This window comes from Hyalangium gracile (assembly GCF_020103725.1).
GTDB classification, from domain to species: domain Bacteria; phylum Myxococcota; class Myxococcia; order Myxococcales; family Myxococcaceae; genus Hyalangium; species Hyalangium gracile.
Genome location: NZ_JAHXBG010000011.1, coordinates 220,235 through 244,328, shown reverse-complemented (window position 1 = coordinate 244,328; position 24,094 = coordinate 220,235). Strand labels below are relative to the sequence as shown.

Sequence of the window (24,094 nt, the reverse complement as noted above, 5' to 3'; positions counted from 1 at the left end):
AACGCGTGCGGGACACCTTGACCCGACCGGGGGCCGTCCTTATCATTTCATCCGGATATTCCGCAGTTTCTTCAGCAACTTTGAGGACTTAGAGACCGATTTCAGGTGTTCAAGGGCTGTCCCCTGCGGGGCGCGTGATGCCCAGCAGAAATTCGAACCGATACGTCCATCACGGGGTCCGTTTCGGGCGCCATGCGCAAGCCCTCCTCCTCGCGGAGCAGAGGGAAGCCTACGGAGCCATGACTTTGGTCCCCACCTGGCTTTTTAGGGTTCAATGGACGCTAGGCACACGGCCATGCGGCGGGGGACTTTTTCTGTGGAGCGGCGGCGGTGAGCGAGACGGTGGCGGCAGACGAGGCGGCGCGGAAGCAGTCCTTGCGCGAGGAGTTGACGGCACGGCGCAAGGCGATGACGCCAGACCTCATCGATGGGCGTGGGTTGAAGGTGCAGTCTCGATTCCTGGCTTCGCCCTACTATCAGAAGGCGAGGACGGTGGCGCTGTATGCCCCCATCCGGGGGGAAGTGCCCACAAGGGACATTTTGATCGCGGCGCTGCAGGACGAGAAGATCGTCTGCTACCCGCTGTCCCATGTGCACGGGCGCATCCTGTCCTTCAGGGCGATCAAGTCCGAGGCGGAGCTGGAGCCGGGGCGGTTGGGGGTGCGTGAGCCCTCCAACTCCTCGGATCTGATCCCGGTGGACCAGATCGACCTGTTCGTGGTGCCGGGGCTGGGCTTCACCCGGGACGGCAAGCGCCTGGGGCGCGGCGGTGGCTACTACGACGCCACCTTGCGCGCGGCCTCGGCACGCAGCCGGCGGGTGGGCCTGGCGTTCAGCGACCAGATCGTCCCGGGCATGCCGACGAACGGGGACGACGTGGACATGGACCTGGTCGTCACCGAGTCCGAGTCGCTGCGCGGCCTGTACCGCGACTGGGACTTCCTGGACACTTGAAGCACCTCTTCATGGGAGGGAGTGGACCGGCCAGGGCTCCTGGCCGTGCGTCCGCTCCTTCCTTGGCGCCGGCTACCTGACGCACGAAGAGAAGAGCCTCGCGCCGAGGGCACTTTCGGATAACGTGCCCCGCGCTATGAGCCAGGATCTGCTGCGCAAGGCGACTCCGGAAGAGCAGTTCGAGGAAGTGACCCGAGGCACCGTGGACCTCCAGGTGGCCGAGGAGCTCAAGAAGAAGCTCGAGCGCTCCTACAAGGAGGGCAAGCCGCTCCTCATCAAGGCGGGGTTCGACCCGACGCGACCGGATCTGCACCTGGGGCACTCGCTGCTGCTGACGCGCATGCGGCGCTTCCAGGAGTTCGGCCACACGGTGGTGTTCCTGATCGGTGACTTCACGGCGCTCATCGGCGACCCGTCGGGGAAGAACACGACGCGGCCTCCCCTCTCGCGCGACGAGGTGAAGGCCAACGCGGAGACGTACAAGAAGCAGGTCTTCAAGGTGCTGGACGCCGAGAAGACGCAGGTGCGCTTCAACTCCGAGTGGCTCGACGCGCTGGGCACGGAGGGGATGATCCGGGTGGCGTCGCGCTACTCGGTGCAGCGCATGCTGGAGCGCGACGACTTCAAGAAGCGCTTCCGGGAGAATCGCTCCATCTCCATCCACGAGTTCCTGTACCCGCTGCTGCAGGGCTACGACTCGGTGGCGCTGAAGGCGGACGTGGAGCTGGGCGCCACCGATCAGCTCTTCAACCTGCTGGTGGGCCGGCAGCTCATGAAGGAGCAGGGGCTGGAGCCGCAGGTGATCATGACGGGCCCCATCCTGGAGGGCCTGGACGCGAAGCTGATCGAGGGGAAGATCGTCGGCGACAAGATGTCCAAGAGCCTGGACAACTACGTGGGCGTGGACGAGCGGGCCGAGCAGATCTTCGGCAAGCTGATGAGCATCACGGACGATCTGATGTGGCGCTACTACGAGCTGCTCTCGTCCAAGCCGATGAAGGAAGTGCAGGCGCTGCGCGAGTCGGTGCAGTCGGGGCAGACGCACCCGAAGGCGGCGAAGGTGGCGTTCGCGCAGGAGATCGCGGCGCGCTTCCAGGGCGAGGAGGCCGCGAAGAAGGCGGCGGCGGACTTCGAGGCGCGCTTCGCGAAGAAGGAGCTGGACACCGAGAGCCTGCCGCTGACCGAGGTGTCGCTGGCGGGGGCGCCGAAGCTGCCGCTGACGAAGGTGCTGCCCGAGACGAAGCTGGTGGCCTCCGCGACGGAGGCGCGCAAGCTGATGGCCCAGGGCGGCGTGCGCGTGAACGGGGAGAAGATCACCGATCCGAAGCACGAGCTGCCCGCCGGCGAGTACCTGGTGCAGGTGGGCAAGCTGAAGGCCGCGAAGGTGAAGCTGGCGTAGCGGGCACCGGTGAATAAGCGCGCCCGGCGGAGGGTCCAAGCCTGCGAGCCCTCGCTGTCGTGGGGGCTCCAGACCTCTCACGGTATGCTCCGGGCGCCATGTCTCGTCTGCTTCCCCTCCTGTTGACCCTGCTCCTTCCTCTGAGCTCGCTGGCGGGCTCCGGGGCCTTCGTCTCCGACACCCGCGTGGAGGCGGTGGATCAGCCCGAGTCGAAGAAGGTCGTCTTCGTCGTCGAGCCCGACACCTCCTACCCGCTCCTCAAGAAGGGAGGGCCCGGGCGCAAGTGGTGCAAGCTGCAGGGCCCCAAGGCCGAGGGCTGGGTGCTGTGTGACGGCGCCGCGGAGACGGCGGTCCAGGCCGCGCCGAGCGCGACGGAGCTCGTGAAGGCGGACAGGCAGCAGCAGGCCGAGGTGATCCCCGCGGTGGCGAAGCTGGCCTCGGGGTGCGCGACGACGTGTGGCAACCCGCCCCTGTTCTCCAAGCCCCCTGCCCTGTCCGCCGTGGACCGGGAGATCCTCGCGCTGTGCCCCGCTCGGCCGGATGTGTCCGTGAGTGCCGGGGACGTGCAGCGCTTCTTCTCCAACCACTATGACGACCCGCGCATCCAGAAGGCGCTGGCGGCGGCCGGGCGCTCGCGGACGAGAGCGGGCGCGAAGCAGGCCAACCTCGAGTGGCTCACGAGCCTCTGGGTGAGCACGGGCCCGCGCAACGCCTTCACCCACGTCTTCTGCGGCGACGACTGGCTGCGTGGCCCCATCGGTGGCCTGCACTACCAGGCGCGGTACGCGCAGCTCGAGGCCGAGGGGAAGCTCTGCTACGACGGCCCGGCCCGCGGCAACAGCGCGGTGAGCGGCGACCAGTACCTCATCTCCTTCCACGGCGTGGCCCCGTGGTCCTGCGGGGTGAAGAAGATCGGCGGGTTCTCTCGCTCGCAGGATGCGGTGAGCGTCGCGGCCCTGGCGACACGGGCCTTCGTACGCTGCTGCGCGCGGGACGGCGCGAAGAAGGAGGGCGGCGTGTACTCCGCGCCGGACCTGGGTGGCACCGCGTGGCAGATCCACTGCGGCACCCGCAACGGCACCTACGGCATCGCCACCTTCTACCCCACGAACGATCGCCCCACCTGCGCGGAGTAGCTTCGGATCCGCTCGGGCTGAAACACCATCTTTACTTGAATTGCTAGAGTTACAACGCTACAGGGCGTGCCGTTTTCCGGACGGAGGCCCTGGGCGATGAGGCCTGGGCTCCGTCCCCTGACGAGAGGACGAGACGATGCGCCAGACGTGGAAGAACGCGTTGCTGTGGATGCTGTCGCTGGGCCTGCTGGGCGCCTGCGGCGGAGTGGCCGAGAACGAGCCGGCGGAGAAGGTCGGCGAGCGCTCGCAGGCCGTGCTGGCCCCGCCGCCGACGCCGGCCAGCGGGAACATCCTGGACAGCACGACGTACGTGGGCCCGGTGGCGGTAGGGGGCGCGGCGCAGGCGTCCTTCACGTCCAACCCGCAGTACTACTCCTTCACCGTGCAGGTGCCGGCGAACTCGCAGCTCAAGCTGGACGTCACGCACCTGGGCAGCTCCATGTACCTGGACACGAGCCTGTTCCTGTACGGCCCGAAGGACGCCAACGGGAGCTACGGCACCACGCCGGTGAAGGTGGACGACGATGCAGGCTACGGCACGCTGAGCCGGATCACCCTGGTGACGCTGGCGCAGAGCGGCGAGTACCTCGCGGTGGTGAGCTCGGCCAACGGCGCGGGCAAGCAGTTCCGGCTCCAGGTGGACTGCATGGGCTTCGCGTGCGTGCCGCAGCCGCCTCCTCCGGCGCCGGGCGGCTATCAGATCGTGCTGGTGGAGGAGCCCATCAGCGCGCAGTTGCAGGCGCAAGTGAACACGGGCAACCAGCGGGACGGCGTCCACGCGATCCTGCACCGCTATGACTTCGGCTGGCCGTACGCGGGGGAGACGACGCTCGAGCAGGCGAGCCATGAGGCGCTGGAGATGGTGGGTGAGTGGTGGCGCTACGAGTACTACGGCACCTTGACGGCGCTCACGTACGCGGACTTCTCGTCGGCCGTGTACTCCGTCTACCACCCGCTGCCCGCCACCCTGCTCTCGACGTACGGCAACGGCACGGAGAACGTGCAGGTGAGGCGCTACTACCGGACCTACCAGACGGGCCCGAACGGGGACCACTGGGACAGCCTGTTCATCATCCTGTTCCCGCAGTCGCACAAGGTCATCGTCTTCGAGCAGCAGGCCTACGAGATCTGAGCCACATGCGAGCGGGTGAGCCTGCTCGCCGCTGCCTGGAGCCCGAGGCGCTTGCTGGCCTCGGGCTCTGTCGTGTCAGGAGCTTTCGCTCGCCCGGCTAGCGCTGGGTGTTGTCCTGGCCGCCGACGTCATTCTGGATGTCCGTCGAGTCGGAGTTCCCCAGGCCGCCCTGGTTGCCCGACGAGCCTCCCCCCGCGCCCTGCGTCGCGCCGGTCTCCGAGCCGCTGCCCACGCTTCCGCTCGAGCCGGTGTCACCGGTGCCCTGGCCCGCGCCGCCCGTGCCCTGCGTCTGGTCCGTCGATCCCGCGCCGCCGGTGCCCTGAGTCTGATCCGCCTGACCGCCGTACTGGCTGCCAGCCTGATCCCGACAGCCCGCGAGCACCAGCGCGGAAGCGACCGCGCTCACCACCATCATCCGCTTGAACATGGTCCTACATCCCCAGGTTGATGCGTCCCAGCACAAACCTTGGGTGGCTCGGACCTTCGGACAAGGGCCGAGGATCCACCCAGGGGAGGCAACCAGGGCTCGGCGCGAGAGCCCTGGCAGCAGGGAGGCACCCGAGGACATTCTCCGCTCGCCCGGCAGCGGAGACTCTCCGGTCAGGGCCGGGCGCTGCCCACGGTGAGCACCGCGCCCGTGGAGTAGGCCGTGAACTCGGGCGCGTACATGGACTGCACCGTCGCGGGGCCCACCCGGAACGTGCCCGCCATGTTCGCTCGCAGCCGGTACTTGAAGGTGTACTCGCCCGCCGGCAGCCACTCGAAGAAGAAGTTCGTCCCCGAGTCCCGCGTCTCCTCGTACCAGACGATCCCCAGGTCCCACTTGTGGCGGGACACCGCGTTCTCCGGCTCCAGCCCCGCCGCCCGCGGATCCCTCAAGTGCACGTACTCGGCCGCGTGCTTCGCGCGCAGCGACAGCTGCACCTCCACCTCGTCTCCCGGCGCCAGCTTCGCGCCCTCCGCCAGCGGCCGGAGCGTCGTCTCCCGGCCCTGCGCCACTCGCAGGAAGTAGCGGCGCGACACCTGGAAGAAGTCCCCGCGCTCCTCCGTCGGCAGCTTCTCCGTCGAGAAGTGCCACGTGGCCGACGCGAACGCGAAGCCCTTCGCCGTCTTCTCCACCACCACCGTGCTGCTCTTCACCGGATCCACCTCCGGCCCCGGCACCACCACCTGGTTCTTCCTCCCCGTGTACTGGTCCGGCTGGAAGACGAACTCCACCGTCTTGTCCCCCACCGTCACCTTGGCGTCCTCGCGGATGCCCAGCGCCCCCTCCTGCTCCAGGTACTTCACCAGCGCGTAGAGGGCCTCCGCCGTGGCCCGCGTGGACTTCCAGTGGTTGAGCTTCTTGTCCAGCAGCAGCCACTGCACCAGCCCGTCCCGCCGCGCGTCCTTCGGGTTCAGCTCGGTGAGCGTGCGCAGCGCGAAGGCCTGCGTCTCCGTCGTGTCGTTGTACCAGAGCCAGCTGCGGTCCTCGGGCGCCCAGTACGTCCCCAGCTCCGGGCTCGTCTTCGCCGAGTCCATCACGCTCGCCCACACCAGCTCCGCGTCCTTCGCCCGCCCCGCTCGCTTCAGCGTCAGCGCCAGGTACGCCTTCAGGTAGGGCGAGTGCTGCTTCCAGTGCTTGAAGCTGAAGTCGAGGATGCGCTTGCGCTCCTCCGCCGTCAGCGCGTTGCCCATGTAGCTGACATCCGGGTAGCTGGAGGCCACGTAGTTGAGGAAGGTGAGGAACTCCCAGCCCCGATCCTCCTTCATCAGCTTGCTCGCGTACTCCTCGCGGAAGTGCCGCGTCAGGTAGTTCCACCCGCGCTGGGTCATCTCCCGGGGGAACTCCACGTTGTACTCCGCGGCCCGCGCCAGGCCGTGGGCGATGTAGAGCGTCATGTATGGAGACGGCGGGCCTCCCGGCCACCAGGGGAAGCCGCCGCTCGAAGTCTGCGCCTTCTGCAGCTTCGCCAGTGACGCCGCGCGCTCGGCCTTCGCGATCGCCGGATCCAGCACCTTCACCAGTCCGTGCTCCACCTCCGGCCCGCCCCTGGCCTCCTGCAGCCAGGGCGTCTCCTCCAGCGCCATCTTCCGGTTCGGATCCACCGTGTCCCACGTCTCGAAGCGCGTGGGGCGCGCGCTCAGCGTCTTCGCCATCCTCGCCACCGCCGGGTACTTCCCGTAGAGGCTCGAGACGATGCCCGTGGACACGAAGCGGTTGAGCGTCTGCTCGGTGCACTCGTACGGGTAGTCCACCAGGTACGGCAGCGCCTGCAGCGCCGAGTAGAACAGCTGCGCGTCCACCGTGACGACGAGCTGCTCGTTGATGCGGCTCGGGTCGTCATTGCGCCGCAGATCCTCGAACGTCAGCTCCTTGCGATCCTTGCCGCGCAGCGTGACGAAGCGCGACTGTGCCAGGTGCATGCGTCCGGGGAGCACGGGCAGCGGGCGCAGCTCTCCATCCCCCAGGTTGCCCGCCCGCGCGGTGACCTTGAAGGCCACCGGGCCGGGCTTGGGCGGCGTCGTGAGCGTGAAGCGCAGCGAGGTGCCCTTGCCCGGCTCCACGGTGAAGGGCTGGCTGGCGCTCGTGACGCCGAAGCGGGACAGCACGCTCTTCTCCGTCTCGGTGTCCAGGATGTCGAGCGTCAGCGTGCCCTGCTGCTTCTGCTCGCTGGCGTTGTTGATGGCCACCTCCAGCACGGCCTTGTCCCCCTCGCGCAGGAAGCGCGGGACGTAGGGGCGCACCATCAGCTCCTTCACGCTGCGCGTCGTGCGCTGGACCGAGCCTCCCTTCAAGTCCCGCGTCAGCGCGTGCACCCACGCGCTCCACGCCGTCACCGAGTCCGGCACCGTGAACTCCAGCGTCGCCGAGCCATCCGCCCCCGTCAGGAGCTGCGGAATCCAGAAGGCCGTCTCCGCGAAGTTCGAGCGCGGCGGCTCCTGGGGAGCCTCCACCACGCCTCCCAGGATGGTACTGGCCGAGCCGCTGACGGTGCTCCCGAAGCTCGGTTGCGACTTCCTGGCCGCCTCCCCGGGAGGAGCGGGCGGCGGCGGCGGCGGCGCATCCGCCGAGGCCTCCGGGGCGGCGCTCTGAGCCAGCGCGGAGCTGCCACGCACGATCTGGATCACTTCCCTGCGCTTCATCGAGAGCCTGCGCTCCCCTCCCATTCCCCCCATCGAGTAGTTGTCGATGAAGAGCAGCGCGTCCGCCTCGGGGGGCACCCACCGGGTCCCCCTGGCCTCCTCTTCTCGGTAGGCGATCCAGTGGCTCTGCTCGGAGCCGAGCGAGGAGTGCAGCAGGATCTCCGCGGTGCGCACCGGGTAGAGCGCGGTCACCGAGGGCGGACTGTGCGGCGCGAAGAGATCCAGCGACTGGTCATACATGTACGCGAGCAGCTCGGCGGCCCCAGCCTCCACCGGGGCTCCCTTCGGACCTCGCACGGTGACGCGCCAGGTCTCCTTCGCTCCCGGGCGCATCCGATCCCGGAAGGACGTGAACTCGAGGCTCAGCTCCTTGTCATCGAACGGGACGAACACCTGCTGCGTGAAGCGCAGGAGCTGGTAGTCCCGCACGCCCACCAGCGTCACGGTGAAGCCCCCGCGCAGCTCCTCCGTCACGGGCAGCTCGATGACCGCCGGATCCTTCCCGCGCGTGAGGTGGCGCCGCTGGAGCCGCTTCTCTCCCTGGTACACGTCCAGGAACAGTGGCTGCACCTCGAAGCCGGAGAACGCCAGCACGCGCGCCGGCTCCCCCACCTTCACCGTGTCCCGCTCGAGCAGCAGCATCGCCGGCAGTGAGATGGGAGCGCTCGCGCCCGCGACGAGGAACTCGTGCGTGGTGGTGAACTTCTGTCCGAAGGCGTCCACCGTCTCGTACTCGAGGCGATAGGCCCCCGGCTTCAGCACCGGCAGCTTCACGCGCGCCAGCCCCTGCGCGTCATGCTCCGCAATGCCTCGGGCCTGCTCGGCCCCCGCCGCCCAGCGACGCAGGGTCCGCTCGGGCGCGTACTCCTCGCTCCACCGGGGCCGCAGCGCGTCTCCGGGCGTGACGGTGCGCGGCTCCGCCCCTGCCGGAGGCGGGCCCGGAGGTGGCTCGATCGGCTCCTCCGCGGGCAGCATCGGCTGGACGGGCTGCTGAAGCGTCACGAGCCGCCAGCTCCCCTTCCCGGGCTGCGGCACCCCATCCAGGTTGGAGCGCGTCAGCCGCAGCTCCGCGGGCCTGCCCTCTTGGAAGAAGCCCTCGTCGCTGTCCACGCGCGCCTCCACCGCGACGAAGCCCAGCCGGAAGGCCCGGCTCGCCGAGCGCGTCTCCCCGCCCTCGTCCGTGGCGTCCGCCTCCACGCGGTAGCGCCAGGTGAGCGCGGAGGACGTGTCGCGCTCGTCGGCCTGGGGCGTGAAGGAGACCTGGAAGGAGCCATCCTCCTTCAGCGGTGAGGTCCCCGTGGCCACGAGCTGGCGCTCCCTCGGGATGAAGCCCGTGCCGCGGCCGCCGTATCCCCACCACCACTCGGGGAACACGGGCTCGCGATAGGCGCGCCAGCGCACCGAGCCATTCACCACCGGCAGCCCGAAGTAGTAGCGCGCCTCGCCCCGGAACGTGGCCGGCCGGTTGAGCCGCAGCGGCGCGTCGGGATCCTTGAGCGCCACCTCGAACGTCGGGCGCTTGTACTCCTCCACCCGCACGTGCGCCGAGCCCGCGGGATCGGTCGAGAGGTACCAGTGTCCGAGCACCCGGCCCGCGGGGATGGAGAACTCGCCCGCCGCCGAGCCGAACGTGTTGGTGCGCACCACGCGCTTCTCGACGACCTCACCGTTGGGATCGCGCAGCGAGACGGTGACCTGCGTGTTCTGCCGCGTCTTGTAGCGCGCCTGCGCGCCACTGCCCTGGTAGGCCACCACCTTCCACAGCAGCTTCTGCAGCGGCCGGTAGACGCTCCGGTCGGTGAAGATGAGCGTCTGCGGGTGCTCGGCCTCCCGATAGGACTCGAAGTAGCTCAGCTGGTTGTACTGGAGCAGGAGCTCCTTCCCCCGCCCCGCCATGACGAGGAAGTTCTCGTAGCGCTGGCCCTGCTGACGGAGGAACGACGCCTCTCCCTTCGCGTCCGTGGAGGCGCGCTGCACCTCGCGGTGGCCACGCTCGTAGTCCATGAGGAAGAGGCGCACCTCCACGCCGGCCACGGGCTGGCCCGTCTGGCCATCCACCACCTGGGCCTCGATCCGACGGCCCTCGTTGGCGCGGGTGATGAGGACATAGGGCGTCACCGTGAGGAGCACCCCGCGCACGTCGTTGTCCTCCAGCTTGAAGTCCTGCCGCGCGGAGGCAACGATGACGTAGGTGCCTCGCTCCTTCAGGGGCGGCGTGACGAAGGTGCGGTGGTCCTGGAGGTCGGGCGTCGCCGGCGGCTCCAAGGTCCAGGAGGCGACCGGCTTCTGCTGCTCGATCAGCTGGCGCAGCTCCCGGTCGTCGGGCCGCACGTCATAGTCGTCCGCCTTGCCCAGCCGCTTCTCGAGATCGTAGGCATACGCGCGGAAGTAGAGGACGGGCTGGTTGCGGTGCGTCACCTGGATCGAGCGCCGCTGAGGACCGTCCGAGCTCATGCTCTCGAGGGAGTAGGCCGGAGCCTCCAGCCGGCTCACCACCGCGGCACAGCGCTGTCCGCCCAGGCTCGTCGGGTAGGCCGCGGCGCCCGCCTTCGCGAGCTGATGCGCGCGCACCCGGTGCTCCGCCCGCTCCTCCAGCTCCGCCAGCAGCCCCTGTCCCATCGCCCACCAGGGCACGCTCCGGAAGGCCTCCAGGTGCGCGGCGAGGTGCTTCCGGATGCGCGCGAGATCGTCCGGCTGCGAGTAGGCCGTGTAGAGCGTCTCGTAGCGCGCGAGCCGGGCCTCCAGCTCCGCCTCACGCCGGCCCGCTCCGCGATGCCAGGCCTCCAGGTCTCCCAGGAGCGCGGCGATCTTCATCAGCGGGTGGACGGCCGGCTCCGTGAGCTCCACCGAGGGCTTCCCGCCGAGCAGCACGGCGAGATCGAGCTGGTACAGCATCTGCGACTGCTCCGGGCTCCACGTCGCGGTGTCCGCCAGCATCTCCACCCACAGGTACGTCACCGCGTCGCGCAGCGTGCTCCGGATGCCCTGCGGATAGGTGTTCGGCGTGAGGAACTCGGAGAACGACTGGACGGAGGTCGCCCCCAGCCGCTCGCGCTCCTTCCACACCTCCGCGTAGGTGCGATGGGCCTCGGTGAGGATCTGCTCCATCGTCCACGTCTTGAGATCCACCGGGCCGGACGAGACCACGCGCTCGCGCCGGCTCACCTCCCAGTGGTAGGCGCGCGTGTAGTTGACGAGGGAGCGGGCGTAGTAGAGCTGCACCGCCGTGCGCGGCAGCAGCCCCTTGGGCCACGGCTGGTCGCGCAGGAAGCGCACCGTGGTCTCGTAGCCGTGGAGCCCCGTGCGCAGCTGCACCGTGCGGATGAGGGCCTTGGCCCACTCGTTCTCGTCCGCCTTCGCCTGCGCCTGCGCGAGCCGCGCGTCGATGCCTTGAATGGCGGCCTCGAGCTTCTGCTGCTCGACGAGCTGGTCGATCTCCTTCCACGAGGGCGGCGTCTTGGCCTGTGCGTGGGCGGAGCCAGGAACGGCCAGGGAAGCGATCAGCAGGAGCGGGAAGACAGCCAGCAGCCGGTAGAGCGTTGCCATGCGGCCACTCTACGCAAGCGGCCGGTACGGCTCACGAGACTCTTCCTTCACGAAGGCACAAGAAAGGGCGGCACCTCAGGGCGCGGCGGCCTTCAGGCGCAGCCCCACCAGGTACACCTCCATGCTCGCGCCTCGGGTGGCCTCGGGGCGCACCACCTTCACATCCTCATAATTCGAGCGCACCTGCGCGCGGAACTCCTCGAAGTCTCCGCCCATGAAGAGCTTGGCCACGAAGCTCGAGCCCGGCCGGCCCCGCGTCACCGCCACCTCCAGCGCCTTGCCCGCCAGCCGCAGGCTGCGCGCCTCGTCCGTGGCCTTGATGCCGCTCGTCTTCGGCGCCATGTCCGAGATGACCGCGTCGAACGGCCCCTCGTGCAGCGCCAGCAGCTTCGCGTCGAAGTCGTCCGCCAGCACGTCCAGCACCGCCGTCGTCACGTGCTTCTGCGTGAACGGGCGGATGGCCACGATGTCCACGCCCACCACCTTCCCCGTCGGCCCCACCGTGTCCGCGAGGATCTGCAGGAAGCCTCCCGGCGCCGCGCCCAGGTCCAGCACCACCCCACCTTTCCTCACAATGGGATGGCGCTTGAGGATCTCATCCACCTTGAAGGCGGAGCGCGCCCGGAGCCCTTCTTGCTTGGCTTTCTGGAAATAGTGGTCTTTCGGACGGTAGGGCTTGCCCATAACTCCGGGCGTCCCTACCATTCCGCACTGTCCTCGGGGAAGTGTCGGGCGGCCGCGGGTGTAGGATATCCCGCGCTTTGGGCGCATTGGAGGGTCCATGGGTTCCCGTAGCGTAGTAGCAGCCGTCTGCGTCTCCCTCCTGTGCGTGGGAAGTGCCGGGTTCTGCTACACGCGCAAGGCTTCCCTGGACTCGGAGGCCCGCTGGCTGATGGAGCGCGGCAACGCCCAGGCCATCGAGTACGCCGAGCGGCTGGACAACGCGGTGGCGGACGCGCAGCTCAAGACGTTCGCCTCGCGACGCACGGTGATGGAGCGCGCCCACGTGTGGCAGCGCGGGCAGATGCTCGGGCTGATGGGCGGAGCAATCGCCGCGCTGGTGGCGTACATGCTGTACCTGCTGAGGCGGCTGGACTCGCAGCTGGACGACGCGGCCGCCGAGGCCCCGCCCGAGCTGACGTCGGCTCCTGCGTCCGCCTCCTCGGAGAGCGCGTCGGGGCTGGTGGCGACGCCGAACCGCTGAGCGCTCGCCGCTGCTCGTGAAGCGCTGGCAAGATGGCGCCCTCTGTCTCGGAGGAGCCATGCCCGGCTGCGCGCACTGCGGAAAGCCGCTCGAGGTGATTGGAAACCAGGTGGGACGGCGCGACACGTGTCCGCACTGCGGCGAGGAGGTGCACTCGTGCCGCAACTGCCGCCACTTCGATCCCACCGTGGCCAAGGAGTGCAAGGAGCCCTTCGCGGACGTGCCGGGCGACAAGGACTCGGCGAACTTCTGCGAGTTCTTCCAGATTGGCGAGGGCGGCCTGCACGCCAAGGAGAGCAAGGATCAGCTGCTCTCGGCGGCGGAGGCGCTGTTCCGCAAGAAGTGAAGGACGGCGGACGCTCGCCGGGAGCACGGCTGCGGTCCCCTCCCTGGAGAGCATAAGGTTCGTCGCACACTCGACAGGCGAGAGGTGCGCATGAACCAGACGAGACGATCGAGATCTTGGAAGGGGCTCATGGGAGCGGGGCTGCTGCTGCTGCTCACCGCCGTGGCTGGCTGTGGAAAGGACGCGCCACGCAACACGCCGCCGACCATCGAAGAGGCCAGCCAGTCCGCCGCGCGGCTCCAGCCCCTGGGCACCGTCACCCTGCGCGTGGTGGCGCGGGATGCCGAGAGCCCCTCGCTCCGGTTCTCCTGGGAGGCCAGCCAGGGCTCCCTGGGGCCTCCGAGCGAGACGGGCACCACCAGCGAGGTGACGTGGACGGCGCCGCCCTGCTCGGCTCGCACCATGGACGAGGCCTCGGTCAAGGTCACCGTCTCCGACGAGCCCGGCAGCACCGCGTCCCGGTCCTTCACCCTCGCGCTCCAGCACTGCTCGGTCCTGGCCGGAGCCAGCGGCGGCCAGCACACGCTGGCGCTGCTCGTGGACCACACGGTCTGGGCCTGGGGGAGCAACGCGGGGGGGCAGCTCGGCACGGAGCCCTCGCCCTTCCGGTCCACGCCTGGGGAGGTGCCGGGCCTGAGGGGTGTCACCGCCATCGCCGCGGGGCCCGCCCACTCGCTGGCGCTGCTCGAGGACGGCACCGTCTGGGCGTGGGGTGCCAACTTCAAGGGCCAGCTCGGAGACGGGCAGCTCATCGACCGAGCCGCCCCGGCGCAGGTGTCCGGGCTGAGCGGCATCACCGCCATCGCCGCCGGTCTGTCCGACAGCGGCCTGGCGCTGCGCGGGGATGGCACGGTCTGGGCGTGGGGAGACAACGCCTCGGGTCAGCTGGGCGATGGAACGACCACCGACCGCCCCACTCCCGTGCAGGTGTCCGGGCTGAGCGGCATCACCGCCCTGGCCGCGGGCCGGGCGCACACCCTGGCCCTGCGCGGGGACGGCACCGTCTGGGCCTGGGGCAACAACTCCGAGGGCCAGCTCGGAGATGGGACGACCACCGCTCGTCCCCTCCCCTCGCAGGTGCCAGGGCTGACCGACATCAGCGCCATCGCGGCGGGAAGTGACTTCTCCCTGGCGCTGCGAAAGGACGGCAGCGTCTGGGCCTGGGGCGGCAACGCGGCAGGACAGCTCGGCGATGGGACGACGACGTCTCGTCACACGCCGGTCCGGGCGAGCACGCCCGGGGGCATCACCGGGCTGACGGCGGGCGCGAGCCATGCGCTGGCGCTGCGCAACGACAACACCGTCTGGGCCTGGGGCTACAATTCCGAGGCGCAGCTGGGAGACACCGCGGGCCTCCAGCGCGCCACTCCGTCCCAGGTGCCGCCGCTGACGGGCGTGGTCCGCATCGCGGCCAACTTCGACAACTCCCTGGCCTTGCGCGTGGACGGCACGCTTCGCACCTGGGGGAGCAACAGCCATGGACAGCTGGGAGATGGGACGTCGAGCAAGCACCCCACGCCGACCGTGGTGTCCTGGCTGACCGACGTGGCCTCCGTCGCGGCGGGCTCCTTCCACTCGTTGGCGCTGCGCAAGGACGGCACGGTCCGCGCATGGGGCGAGAACGGCCTGGGCCAGCTCGGTGATGGGACGGACTCCGAGCGTTCCACGCCGGTCCAGGTGTCCGCGCTGAGCGGCGTCACGGCTCTCGCGGCGGGCAACAGCCACTCCCTGGCGTTGCGCGGCGACGGCACTGTCTGGGCCTGGGGCGGCAATGGGCTCGGCGCGCTCGGAGATGGAACGGGCCTCAACCAGCCAACACCGGTCCAGGTGTCCGGGCTGACGAGTGTCACCGCTCTCGCCGCGACGTCCTTTCACTCCCTGGCGTTGCGCGGCGATGGCTCTGTCTGGGCCTGGGGCAGCAACAGCCGGGGCCAGCTCGGCGATGGAACCACCGTTCACCGTGCCACGCCTGTCCAGGTGTCAGCGCTCACGGGAGTGACGGCCATCGCCGCGGGCGCCAACCATTCGCTGGCGGTGCGCAACGACGGCACTGTCTGGGCCTGGGGCGACAACCGACGGGGGCAGCTCGGCGATGGGACGACGCAGGACCGCCTCGAGCCGATCCAGGTGCCTGAGCTGACCGGGGTGATCGCCACCTCCGCCGGACTCTTTCACTCCCTGGCGTTGCGCAGCGACGGCACCGTCTGGGCCTGGGGAACCAATAGCGGCGGCCAGCTCGGCGATGGGACGCGGACCCAGCGCCTGAGTCCCATCCAGGTGCCCGGACTGAGCGGGGTGACGGCCATCTCCGCGGGCCAGGGCTACTCGCTGGCGCTGCGCAACGATGGCACCCTGTGGGCATGGGGGAGCAACTCCGATGCGCAGCTGGGTGACGGGACGCTCACCTCGCGCCTCAGCCCCATCCAGGTGCCCGAGCTGAGCGGGGTGACGGCCATCTCCGCGGGCGGCACCCACTCGCTGGCGGTGAGGAGTGACGGCACTCCCCGAGCGTGGGGTGACAACCGGCGAAGCCAGATCGGGGATGGGACGTCGGGCAACTCTCCCGCCCCCGCGACACCTTCGTTCCCGTAGGAGCGGGAGCAGCTCAGAAGCCGTACAGCTTGGAGATGATCTCCTTCATGATCTCCGAGGTGCCACCGCCGATGGTGATGAGCCGCACGTCGCGCCAGGCCCGGGCGATGTGCGTCTCCTCGATGTAGCCCATGCCGCCGAAGAACTGCTGGCAGTCGTAGGCCACCTTCTGGGCGAGATCTCCGGCGAACAGCTTCGCCATGGAGATCTCCTTCACGGGGTTCTCCTTCTGATCGAAGAGCGCCACCGCGTGGTACGTCAGGCGCTTGGCGGCCTCGATGGCGGTGAGGTGCTCGACGAACTTGTGGCGCCACACCTGGAACTTGATGAGGGGCCTGCCGAAGGCCTCGCGCTCGGTGCCGTAGCGCAGCGAGTCCTCGACCATGCGCTCCATGCCGGCCACCGTGCTGATGGCCCCCACCAGGCGCTCGCCCTGGAAGTTGGTCATGATGCTGTAGAAGCCCTCGTTCTCCTCGCCCAGCACGTAGCGCCGAGGGATGCGGCAGTCCTCGAAGTAGAGGATGGCGGTGTCGGAGGACAGGTTGCCCACCTTGTCGAGCTTCTTGGACACCGAGAAGCCCTTCACGTCGGTGGGGAACGTCACCAGCGAGATGCCGCCGTAGCCGGCCTCGCCCGTGCGCACACCCAGGGTAATGAAGTCGGCGCGGGTGCCGTTGGTGATCCACATCTTCGAGCCGTTGATGACGTAGTCGTCGCCGTCGATGCGCGCCGTCGTCTTCATGTTGGCCACGTCCGAGCCGACCCCAGGCTCGCTGATGCCGAGGGCGGCGATCTTCTCGCCCTTGAGCGCGGGCTCGAGGAACTCGCGCTTCTGCTCGTCCGTGCCGATCTCGTTGATGATGGGGGTGGCCATCTGGCTCTGGACCATGAGGGCCATGTTGACGCCGGCGTTGCGGGTGTAGGTCAGCTCCTCGCAGAACGCGGTGACGAACCAGTAGTCCAGGCCGCTGCCGCCGAACTTCGGATCGTGGTTGATGCCCAGGAAGCCGAGATCGCCCGCCTGCTTGAAGACCTCGCGGGGGAAGATGCCTGCCCGATCCCACTCCAGGGCATGGGGCGTCAGTTCCTTCTCGACCCAGGCTCGCACCGTCTTGCGAAAGGCCTCATGCTCCTCGGTGAAGGGGTTGACCATGGTCGCTCCTGGAAAAAGATTGATTCGCCAGTCAATAGCAGGCGAGTCGCGAGTGAACAAGCATCCTTCCCCGCCCCGCCATGCTCCTTCCAGCCTCTCTCCTGCTGCTCGGCCTGGCCACCGCCACGCCGGCGGCGCCGTCCGCCACTGCCGAGCAGCTCCGCGCGCTGTGCCGCACCCAGGGAGCCAACCCCCGCAATCCCTGGGCGCTGGCTCATGGCGTGACGCTGGAGGGCCGAGGCTTCCGAGCACGAGACGGGCGGCTGGCGGCGGAGGTGATCGTCTCGGACTTCCTGCGGCGGGAGGAAGGCCCCACGGGACGTGGGCTGTACTTCGAGCCCTTCACGGCGGACGGCACGCCCGTGGAGCCGCATCCGGCGCTGCAGGTGAAGACGCTGGTGCTTGCGGGCTTTCCGCGGAGCCGGAAGTTCCAGACCGCCTGGGGGACAGTGACGCTGGGAGCGCTCGTGGAGGAGCTCCAGCGAGACTTCCGCCCGGAGCTGGCCCGCTCGCCGGAGGGGGCCTGGGCGCTGGATGCACTCAGCCAGGTGCTCGAGCCCGGGGCGACCTTCCGCAACGGCGCGGGCGAGCAGGTGCGCTTCGATGCGGTGATGGAGGAGGCGCTGGGGACGCTGGAGCGTGCGCACGCGGACCTGTCCGCGGGCATGAAGGCCGGACTGCCCCAGGTGCCCAAGCAGAAGCAGGGCATCTACGCGCACCCCTGTGGAGGGCTCCACTTCTTCCAGGCGGTGGCGGGCTGGGCGCGGCACCCGGCGGTGCGCAAGGCCTGGGGCGAGCGACTGGGCGTCCAGGTGGACGTGCTCATCTATCGGCTGGGCTCGGAGGCGCGCCAGTATGAGGCAGCGCTCATGGACGCACCGCGCTACCGAATGTCGCTGCTCTCCCAGTCCCTGAAGTTCTACGGCCACTTCCTGGAGACTCTGGGGAGGTACCGGAGAGAGAGCGGCTGGAGTCCCACGGTGAGACAGCAGCAGGCCGTGACGCGGGCCCACCAGCTGCTCGAGGCCACGGTCCGCCGGCTGGGCGAGGCCGGAGCCTTCCGAGACACGGAGACGCTCGCGAAACAGCACCCCCAGCTCTACCTGGACCTCATCGGCGACGCGTGCCATGCGGCGCACGGGCTGGCGGAGTGGAGGTGATCAGGACCGTGCCGAGAACCGCCGCAGCACCTCGCGGCCCGACTGGATCCACCGGCCGCCGCGCTTCCGAGCCTCGAACAGTGAGCCGTAGAAGAGCCGCTGGGCGCGCATCCGCAGCAGGTCCGCGCGCAGCTCCATCGGAGTGGCGATGCGGACGCGTCCCTGCTGGTACGCCTCGGTGATGGCGCGGCGCTGGAGCTTCCCGCTGCTCGTCTTCTGGATCTGCCCGTAGCGGATGAAGAGCACGTCCTCCTGCGCCACCGTGACGCCCACGGCCTCCAGGATCTTCTCGCACACCTGACGCTGGCTCTGAGCCCGCTGCTCCAGCACGCCCGCGTGGCTGACCTCGGCCAGCACCACCACCCGCCCCTCGGCCTGGATGACCACGGACCTGCCGGGGCGGACGAAGGGGAGCCGCTCGACGGCCTGCTCGAAGTCACTGGAGAAGTAGCTCTGCCCGTTGATCTTGATGCGATCGTTGATGCGGCCGGTGATGAACAGCTCGCCGTCCTGCATGAAGCCCAGATCGCCCGAGGGGTAGTAGCCCTCCGCGTTCCGCAGCGGGCGCTCATCCTGGTAGTACGACGCCGCGAGGCTGCCCCCTCGGATCTCGATCTCCCCCAGCTCCCGCTCCCCACAGAGACGGCCGTCCTCGGTTCGCAGCCGCACCTCGAACTCCCGCAGGGGCCGTCCCACCGAGATCGCCGGCTGTCCGCTGGGCGCGGTGACGACACGCCACGCCTCTTCCTGCCCCACGCAGGAGACCATCAGCACCGCCTCGGCCATGCCGTAGCAGGGCTTGATGACCGTGCGCTTCAGCCCCCGAGGCACGAGCAGCTCGGTGAAGCGCTCCAGGTTCGGGATGTTGATGGGCTCGCTGCCCAGATAGATGGTCCGCAGCGCCGACAGGTCCAGCCGCTCGAGATCCTCGGGCTCCAGCTCGCGCATCGTCTTCAGCGCGTAGTCGATCGCGAAGTTGGGGATGACGGAGAGGGTGGCCCGACGCTCGGACATGAACTCCAGGAAGCCCAGCGGATCCATGAGGAAGGTGGCTGGCTGCGTCACGTAGACATCCACACCCGTGTACAGGCAGGTCAGCAGGCCGATCAGCCCCATGTCATGGTAGAGCGGCAGCCACATCGCCCCGCAGTCCTCGGGCTTCCGGCCGTCGTGCTGGGTGATCATCCTCAGGTTCGCGCTCAGGTTGCGCTGGGTGATCGGCACCCCCTTGGGGAACGACGTCGAGCCCGACGAGAACTGCACGAAGGCCAGCTCCTCCGGGCCCACCTCCCGCAGGCGCACACCCTCCCGCTTCGCCCCGGCCGGCGGCAACGGCACCCGGCGCAGCGGCAGCTCCAGCCCGCTCAGGCTCGGAACGTCCACCACCCGGTGCGCCTGGTACCGCTCGGAGATCCGCCCCAGGAACTCGCGGTAGCTCTGCCGGGGCGTGCTGAAGATGTAGGGCTTCACCGAGAGCGGGATCGCCCCCACCTCCATCAGCCCGAAGAGGGAGAAGAACGCCCCCTCCGCGGTCTCGAACGGGAGGATGACGTGCTCGCCGCGCTGGATGCCTTGCGCCCGGAAGTGCTCCGCGTACGCCGCCACCCGCGCCGGGAACTCGGCATAGGGCAGCAGCGTGGGCGGGCTGAGGAAGTCCTCCACCAGGTTCAGGCCGCGCTGGCCCTCCATCTCCCCCAACCGCTGGATGACGTCGAGCATCGTCGTCCTCCTCAAGCCGTCGCCGCGTGGGCGCGCATCCACTCATGGACCCGCGGGAGGACCTCCTTCTGGGCCCGGCTCCCGCGGAGGATGTCGAAGTGGCCGAAGTCGCTCCCAAACCCGTGCGAGCGCCCGCAGATGACGAACGTCTTGTCCCCGCTGCCCAGCTTCCCCACCAGCTTCTCGGCCCGACGCGGAGAGGCATGGAAGACATCACCCTCCCCTACCCCGGCGAACACCGGGACCGTCACCTTCCCCAGCGCCTGCCAGTAGTCCGTCGTCCCGTCCACGCTGCGGAACGCGCCCGTGGCAGCCCACTCGGCGAACTGCTTCATGAGCGCGGCGGGCTCGTCCGCCGGGCCCTGCTTGAGCGCCTTGGCGGGGAACCGGCCGAGCAGCCCGGCCAGCACGCTGGAGAAGCGCACCATCACCGCCTTCTTCAGCCCTCCGTCGCTGTAGTCGTTCACCGCCGAGGACAGCGTGCACACCCCGCTCAGCATCCGCTGGGCATCCGGCTGGAGCCCCAGCCCCGCGAGCGCCGCGTAGCCCGCCATGCTGTGGGCCAGCAGGAAGAGCGGCCCCGTGTGCCGCGCACGCACGGCCCGCACCAGGTCCGGGATGTCATGCTGCGCATACGTGTCGAAGCTCCAGTCCCACGCCCGCTTCTCGGGCCACCGGCTCCCGCCGTGCCCCCGCAGCTCCGCGATGTAGACCGTGCACCCTTGATCGATGAAGTAGCGCGCCGGCCCCTCTCCATTCGAGCCCAGGAAGAAGCGCCCGTCGGAGAACAGCCCGTGCAGGCACAGGACGCCCGGTGCTCCGGCGCCCGTGGCCTCGGTGCGCACCTGCAGGACGCGGAGCTGGTGGCCTCCGCTGGTGGGGACCCACCACTCCTCCCGAACCAGGGACGTGGAGGGAGCAGCACTGTCGGTAGTGGCTTGGGACATCATGTCGAGACCTCTGTTCAGGAAGTCGGTTGGCGCGCGAACGCGAGGAAGTCCTGCACCGAGCACAGCGAGCGATCGGCCGCGCTGACGAAGGCCGCCTGCACCAGCGCATCCACCGCGACGACGCGCCCGGAGTCCACGAGGATCTGCTGGTGGAACCGCACCCGGTAGTGGACCGCATCCTCGTCCCGCAGGTCCTCCCACGAGGGCTCCTGCAGGAGCGTGCGGACCACCACCTCCTGCGGGGCGATCTCCTTGCGGTAGTCCACCTCGATGCGCATGGTGACGGCGATGACGCCTCCGCCGCGGCGCAGGGCGTTGTGCTCCATCCACGCCCAGCGACCCGCCTCCAGGTACTCCAGGGCCGTGGCGTTGTTCACGTGGCCCAGGCTGTCCAGATCATTGGGCCGCACGCGCAGCGTGAGCGACGATTCTTCGAAGCGCAAGGCAGGGGACTCCAGGCGAGGAAGGTTCAAGGGCGGGCCGCGGCCGCGACGATGACCACCGTCGAGACGAACCCACCACTGTGTGAGATGGAGAGCAGGGTCTCCCAGCCGTGGCGCTCCATGTGCTCGCGCAGCGCCCCGTGGAAGCGGAAGCGCGGCGCGTGCCGCTCGTCATGGTGGACCTCGGCGTCGGTCCAGAACCAGCCCTCCACCCGAGGCAGCGCCTTGAACAGGGCCTCCTTCATCGAGAAGCCCGCCGCCAGGCTCTCCACCGGCGAGGGGCTGGCGCGAAAGCGGTCCGTCTCCGCCTCGGTGAAGAACACCCCGGGCTCCCACAGGCCCTCCAGCGCCTTCAGCTCATGGAGGACCTGCAGATCGTGGCCGAGGCCGATCAGCACCCCACCAGCTCCATCCACTTGTCCTCGACCTCTTCGGCCGAGGAGACGGTGATGCCGGTGATGCGCTTGAGCGCGTTGAAGATGAGCGTCTCCTTCTTGTCGATGGCGTCCGGCGAGTACATCCCCTCGCGGTACTCGAGGTGATCCCACCAGTTGACGTGCGTGCCGCGCTGCTCCACGTGCTGGCGCTTGCTGCCGTACACCTCGCCGCCGTCGCGCAGGAAGAAGTGGGCCACCGAGAACGCCTCCTTGGGCGCGTACTCGGCGCTGTCCACCAGCCCCTTGGCGAAGGCGATGAAGTAGTTCATGTGCTGGATCTCGTCGGCGCCCACCTGCTTGAACAGCGCCTTGAGGCCGGGCTCCTGGATGACGCGCGCGCAGTTCGCGTAGTTGACCGCGGCGACGATCTCCGAGATCGCCAGCAGCGTCAGCGTCCGCAGCATGTCGTCATCCGGGAACACCTTGCGGAACTCGATGAACGTCTCGTCGGTGACGCGATCCATCGCGAACAGGGTGGCCAGCCGGTTGAAGCTGGTCTCGTGGTGCGCCTCCTCCTCGTTCCAGTAGCGGCTCCACGTGCCGCACGCCTGCATGATGGAGGCGACGACGGGGTTCTTCTCCTGCCACCTTCGGCACTCGGTGTCCGACAGCCGCGCGAGCCGATCCGCGCCCGGCTTGGTGGTCAGCTCCGCCCGGCCCGCGTTCCACACCAGCAGCCGATCCGACTGGCTCACCCGCTCCACGTCGATCGCCGCCAGCATCTCCATGACGCTCCAGCGCCGAGACTCGTGCAGGCGCTGCTGCTCCCAGGCGATGTCCACGAGCGTGCGCTTCTCCTCCTTGAAGGCCCGGTAGAGGTCCGCGACGATCACCGGCTTGCCTTCCTCGCGCAGGCCCTCGTCCGCCAGCCCCGACATCTCCAGCTGCTGCCGCGCCACGGGCAGCGGCGGCTGCTGCAGCGCCCCTTCGCTGCTCCCGTCGATGATCACGGTGGGCGTCTTCATGCCGCCCTCCCCTGGCTGCGCTCGACTTCCTGCAGGAACACCTCGAGCACCTTGGAGATGGGCGTGTCCAGCGCGAGCGCCGGCAGGCGGATCCGGATGCCGTGATCCTTGCGCAGGGCATTGGCCGTGCGCGCGAACGACTCCATCAGGTCCACGCTGTTGGTCATCCGCTCGGAGCGGGAGATGATCGCCGCCAGCGTCAGATCGGGTCCGAAGACCTCCTCCGCGGGCAGTCCCACATTCTCACAGAACTTCTTCTGGATGTACGCCTTCAGCTCACCGGTGTCAGCCATCGGCTCCTCGCGTTGATCGAGCCCAGGCCGGTGGAGTCGGGTCCTCCCCACCGGCACGGGCTTTCATCCATCACAGAGAAGGGAGTCTCCCCACGTGACGAGAGGAGAGGCGTGACTGTCCGGCCGCCAGCCAGGCGCGACCAGGACAGCGTGTACCCAACCCTTCCCCCTGCTCGCTCGGCAGCTAACAATCAATGACGCGCCATTTCAATACAGGTCTGCACCAAAGATCACTCTCCCACCAGGTCCATCCAGAGATCCTCAACCTCCTGGGGTGTGGCGCAGGAGATCCCGGTGATGCGCTTGAGCGCGTGCAGGATGAGGGACCGCTTGCGCTCGAGCGCCTCGGGAGTCACCGCCGCCTCGCCGGCCCCGTCCCCGAGGTGGTCCCACCAGTTGGTATGGGTATTTCGTGACTCCACATGCTCGCGGGCGCTGCCGTAGAGCTCTCCCCCCTCCCGCAGGAAGAGGTGGGCCACGGCGAAGGCCTCCTTGGCGGGATACGCCCCGCTGTCGACGAGCGCCTTGGAGAACGAGATGAAGTACTGCATGTGCTGCACCTCGTCGGCGCCCACGTTCTTGAGCAGGGCCTTGAGGGCCGGCTCCCTCACATGCCGCGCGTACTGGCCGTAGTTCACCGCGGCGATGCCCTCGGAGAAGGAGAGCATCGCCACCGTCCGCAGCAGATCGTCATCCGGGAAGATTTTGCGATAGTCGATGACGGTGGCGTCGCTGGGCGGAGGGAAGCCCAGCTGGAGCGACAGCTGCGTGAAGCCCATCTCGTGGTGGGACTCCTCCTCGTTCCAGTAGCGGCTCCACGAGCCGAGCGCCTGGATGACGGAGGCCAGCGCGTCGTCCTTGCCCTGCCAGCGCCGGCACTCCGCGTCCGCCAGGCGCGTCATCCGATCCGCGCTGGGCTTGGCCGTCATCTCCGCCTGCCCCGCGCTCCAGACGACGAGCCGATCCAGCTCGGTGAGGTGCTCGGGGCGCACCGACTCCACCAGCTCCACGGCGTTCCACCGGCGCGCCTCGTGGAAGCGGTGCTGCTCCCACAGGATCTCCACCAGCGTGCGGCCCTCCTCCCGGAAGGCGCGGTACAGCTCCGCGATCACCACCGGCCTGCGGCTCGAGCCGGAGCGCCCCTCGGACAGCCCGCTCAATTCGAAGAGGCGCCGCTCGTGCGCGCCGACGTTGGACACCTGGTGCAGGAAGGCGGTACCCATCACGCAGCCCTCCCGTGCTGACACTCCTGCACGAACAGCTCGACGACGCGGGAGATGGGCGTGTCCAGCGAGAGCGCCGGCAGCCGGACCCGGATGCCGTACTGCTTGCGCAGGGTGTTCGAACACTTCGCGAACACCTCCATCAGGTCCACGCTGTTCTTCAGCCGCTCCGAGCGGGTGATCACCTCCGCCAGGGACAGATCCCGCCCGAAGAGTTCCTCAGGCTCCAAACCCACGTTTTCAGAGAACTTCCGGCAAATGAAGTTCTTCAGCTCGTCGATCTCAGCCATGGCTTCCTCCCGGAAACGTCAGCTAC

The 24,094-nt window shown here is 68.9% G+C and carries 20 protein-coding genes and 1 other RNA gene; 9 read left to right on the top strand and 12 right to left on the bottom strand.

Annotated elements, in window-relative coordinates:
- The first annotated feature begins 117 nt into the window (after positions 1–117).
- From ssrS to KY572_RS23665, 5 genes are all read left to right on the top strand, one after another.
- A non-coding RNA gene (ssrS, locus tag KY572_RS23685) (6S RNA) lies at positions 118–311 on the top strand.
- Positions 312–330: 19 nt separating this feature from the next.
- The gene (locus KY572_RS23680; protein WP_224245217.1) at positions 331–954 is read left to right on the top strand and encodes a 5-formyltetrahydrofolate cyclo-ligase; all 624 of its coding nucleotides are present in this window, start codon (positions 331–333) and stop codon (positions 952–954) included.
- 136 nt (positions 955–1,090) lie between these two features.
- Positions 1,091–2,353: a tyrosine--tRNA ligase gene (tyrS, locus tag KY572_RS23675; protein WP_224245216.1), complete on the top strand. Its 1,263-nt coding sequence runs from the start codon at positions 1,091–1,093 to the stop codon at positions 2,351–2,353.
- A 98-nt stretch (positions 2,354–2,451) separates the two neighbouring features.
- Complete coding sequence (locus KY572_RS23670) at positions 2,452–3,489, top strand: EndoU domain-containing protein (RefSeq protein WP_224245215.1); 1,038 nt, start codon at positions 2,452–2,454, stop codon at positions 3,487–3,489.
- A 136-nt stretch (positions 3,490–3,625) separates the two neighbouring features.
- Positions 3,626–4,621, top strand: a complete 996-nt coding sequence (locus tag KY572_RS23665) for a hypothetical protein (protein ID WP_224245214.1) — start codon at positions 3,626–3,628, stop codon at positions 4,619–4,621.
- 97 nt (positions 4,622–4,718) lie between these two features.
- Here KY572_RS23665 and KY572_RS23660 read toward each other — a convergent pair whose 3' ends face one another.
- The 3 genes from KY572_RS23660 to KY572_RS23650 form a co-directional block, all read right to left on the bottom strand.
- A complete protein-coding gene (locus tag KY572_RS23660) occupies positions 4,719–5,048 on the bottom strand; it encodes a hypothetical protein (RefSeq protein ID WP_224245213.1) in 330 nt (109 codons plus the stop codon).
- A gap of 173 nt (positions 5,049–5,221) precedes the next feature.
- The gene (locus tag KY572_RS23655; protein ID WP_224245212.1) at positions 5,222–11,293 is read right to left on the bottom strand and encodes an alpha-2-macroglobulin family protein; all 6,072 of its coding nucleotides are present in this window, start codon (positions 11,291–11,293) and stop codon (positions 5,222–5,224) included.
- A 75-nt stretch (positions 11,294–11,368) separates the two neighbouring features.
- Complete coding sequence (locus tag KY572_RS23650) at positions 11,369–11,998, bottom strand: SAM-dependent methyltransferase (protein ID WP_224245211.1); 630 nt, start codon at positions 11,996–11,998, stop codon at positions 11,369–11,371.
- Positions 11,999–12,074: 76 nt separating this feature from the next.
- Here KY572_RS23650 and KY572_RS23645 point away from each other — a divergent pair, with 76 nt between their 5' ends.
- The 3 genes from KY572_RS23645 to KY572_RS23635 all read left to right on the top strand — a co-directional run bounded on the left by KY572_RS23645 (position 12,075) and on the right by KY572_RS23635 (position 15,435).
- Positions 12,075–12,497: a hypothetical protein gene (locus KY572_RS23645; RefSeq protein ID WP_224245210.1), complete on the top strand. Its 423-nt coding sequence runs from the start codon at positions 12,075–12,077 to the stop codon at positions 12,495–12,497.
- 58 nt (positions 12,498–12,555) lie between these two features.
- Entirely contained in the window at positions 12,556–12,843 is a 288-nt protein-coding gene (locus tag KY572_RS23640) for a hypothetical protein (RefSeq protein ID WP_224245209.1), read from the top strand.
- A 129-nt stretch (positions 12,844–12,972) separates the two neighbouring features.
- On the top strand, positions 12,973–15,435 hold the full coding sequence (locus tag KY572_RS23635) for an RCC1-like domain-containing protein (protein WP_224245208.1): 2,463 nt from the start codon (positions 12,973–12,975) through the stop codon (positions 15,433–15,435).
- 13 nt (positions 15,436–15,448) lie between these two features.
- On the opposite strand, the gene KY572_RS23630 is transcribed toward KY572_RS23635, so the two are convergent.
- The gene (locus tag KY572_RS23630) at positions 15,449–16,588 is read right to left on the bottom strand and encodes an acyl-CoA dehydrogenase family protein (protein WP_224245207.1); all 1,140 of its coding nucleotides are present in this window, start codon (positions 16,586–16,588) and stop codon (positions 15,449–15,451) included.
- Between the two features lie 80 nt (positions 16,589–16,668).
- Between KY572_RS23630 and KY572_RS23625 the strand changes: the two genes are divergently transcribed.
- Positions 16,669–17,748, top strand: a complete 1,080-nt coding sequence (locus KY572_RS23625) for a hypothetical protein (protein ID WP_224245206.1) — start codon at positions 16,669–16,671, stop codon at positions 17,746–17,748.
- Here the strand turns inward: KY572_RS23625 and KY572_RS23620 are convergent, their stop codons facing one another.
- From KY572_RS23620 to KY572_RS23585, 8 genes are all read right to left on the bottom strand, one after another.
- Complete coding sequence (locus tag KY572_RS23620) at positions 17,749–19,467, bottom strand: AMP-binding protein (protein WP_224245205.1); 1,719 nt, start codon at positions 19,465–19,467, stop codon at positions 17,749–17,751.
- A gap of 11 nt (positions 19,468–19,478) precedes the next feature.
- Entirely contained in the window at positions 19,479–20,417 is a 939-nt protein-coding gene (locus tag KY572_RS23615) for an alpha/beta fold hydrolase (RefSeq protein ID WP_224245204.1), read from the bottom strand.
- 14 nt (positions 20,418–20,431) lie between these two features.
- Entirely contained in the window at positions 20,432–20,860 is a 429-nt protein-coding gene (locus tag KY572_RS23610; protein ID WP_224245203.1) for an acyl-CoA thioesterase, read from the bottom strand.
- Between the two features lie 26 nt (positions 20,861–20,886).
- A complete protein-coding gene (locus KY572_RS23605; RefSeq protein WP_224245202.1) occupies positions 20,887–21,258 on the bottom strand; it encodes a holo-ACP synthase in 372 nt (123 codons plus the stop codon).
- Positions 21,252–22,262 (bottom strand): ferritin-like domain-containing protein, encoded by a 1,011-nt coding sequence (locus KY572_RS23600; RefSeq protein ID WP_224245201.1) that lies wholly within the window; start codon positions 22,260–22,262, stop codon positions 21,252–21,254. Before KY572_RS23600 ends, KY572_RS23605 begins: the two co-directional genes overlap by 7 nt.
- A complete protein-coding gene (locus KY572_RS23595) occupies positions 22,259–22,555 on the bottom strand; it encodes a hypothetical protein (RefSeq protein ID WP_224245200.1) in 297 nt (98 codons plus the stop codon). Before KY572_RS23595 ends, KY572_RS23600 begins: the two co-directional genes overlap by 4 nt.
- Before the next feature lie 230 nt (positions 22,556–22,785).
- Positions 22,786–23,778 (bottom strand): ferritin-like domain-containing protein, encoded by a 993-nt coding sequence (locus KY572_RS23590; RefSeq protein WP_224245199.1) that lies wholly within the window; start codon positions 23,776–23,778, stop codon positions 22,786–22,788.
- Positions 23,778–24,068: a hypothetical protein gene (locus KY572_RS23585; RefSeq protein ID WP_224245198.1), complete on the bottom strand. Its 291-nt coding sequence runs from the start codon at positions 24,066–24,068 to the stop codon at positions 23,778–23,780. Before KY572_RS23585 ends, KY572_RS23590 begins: the two co-directional genes overlap by 1 nt.
- Positions 24,069–24,094 lie beyond the last annotated feature (26 nt).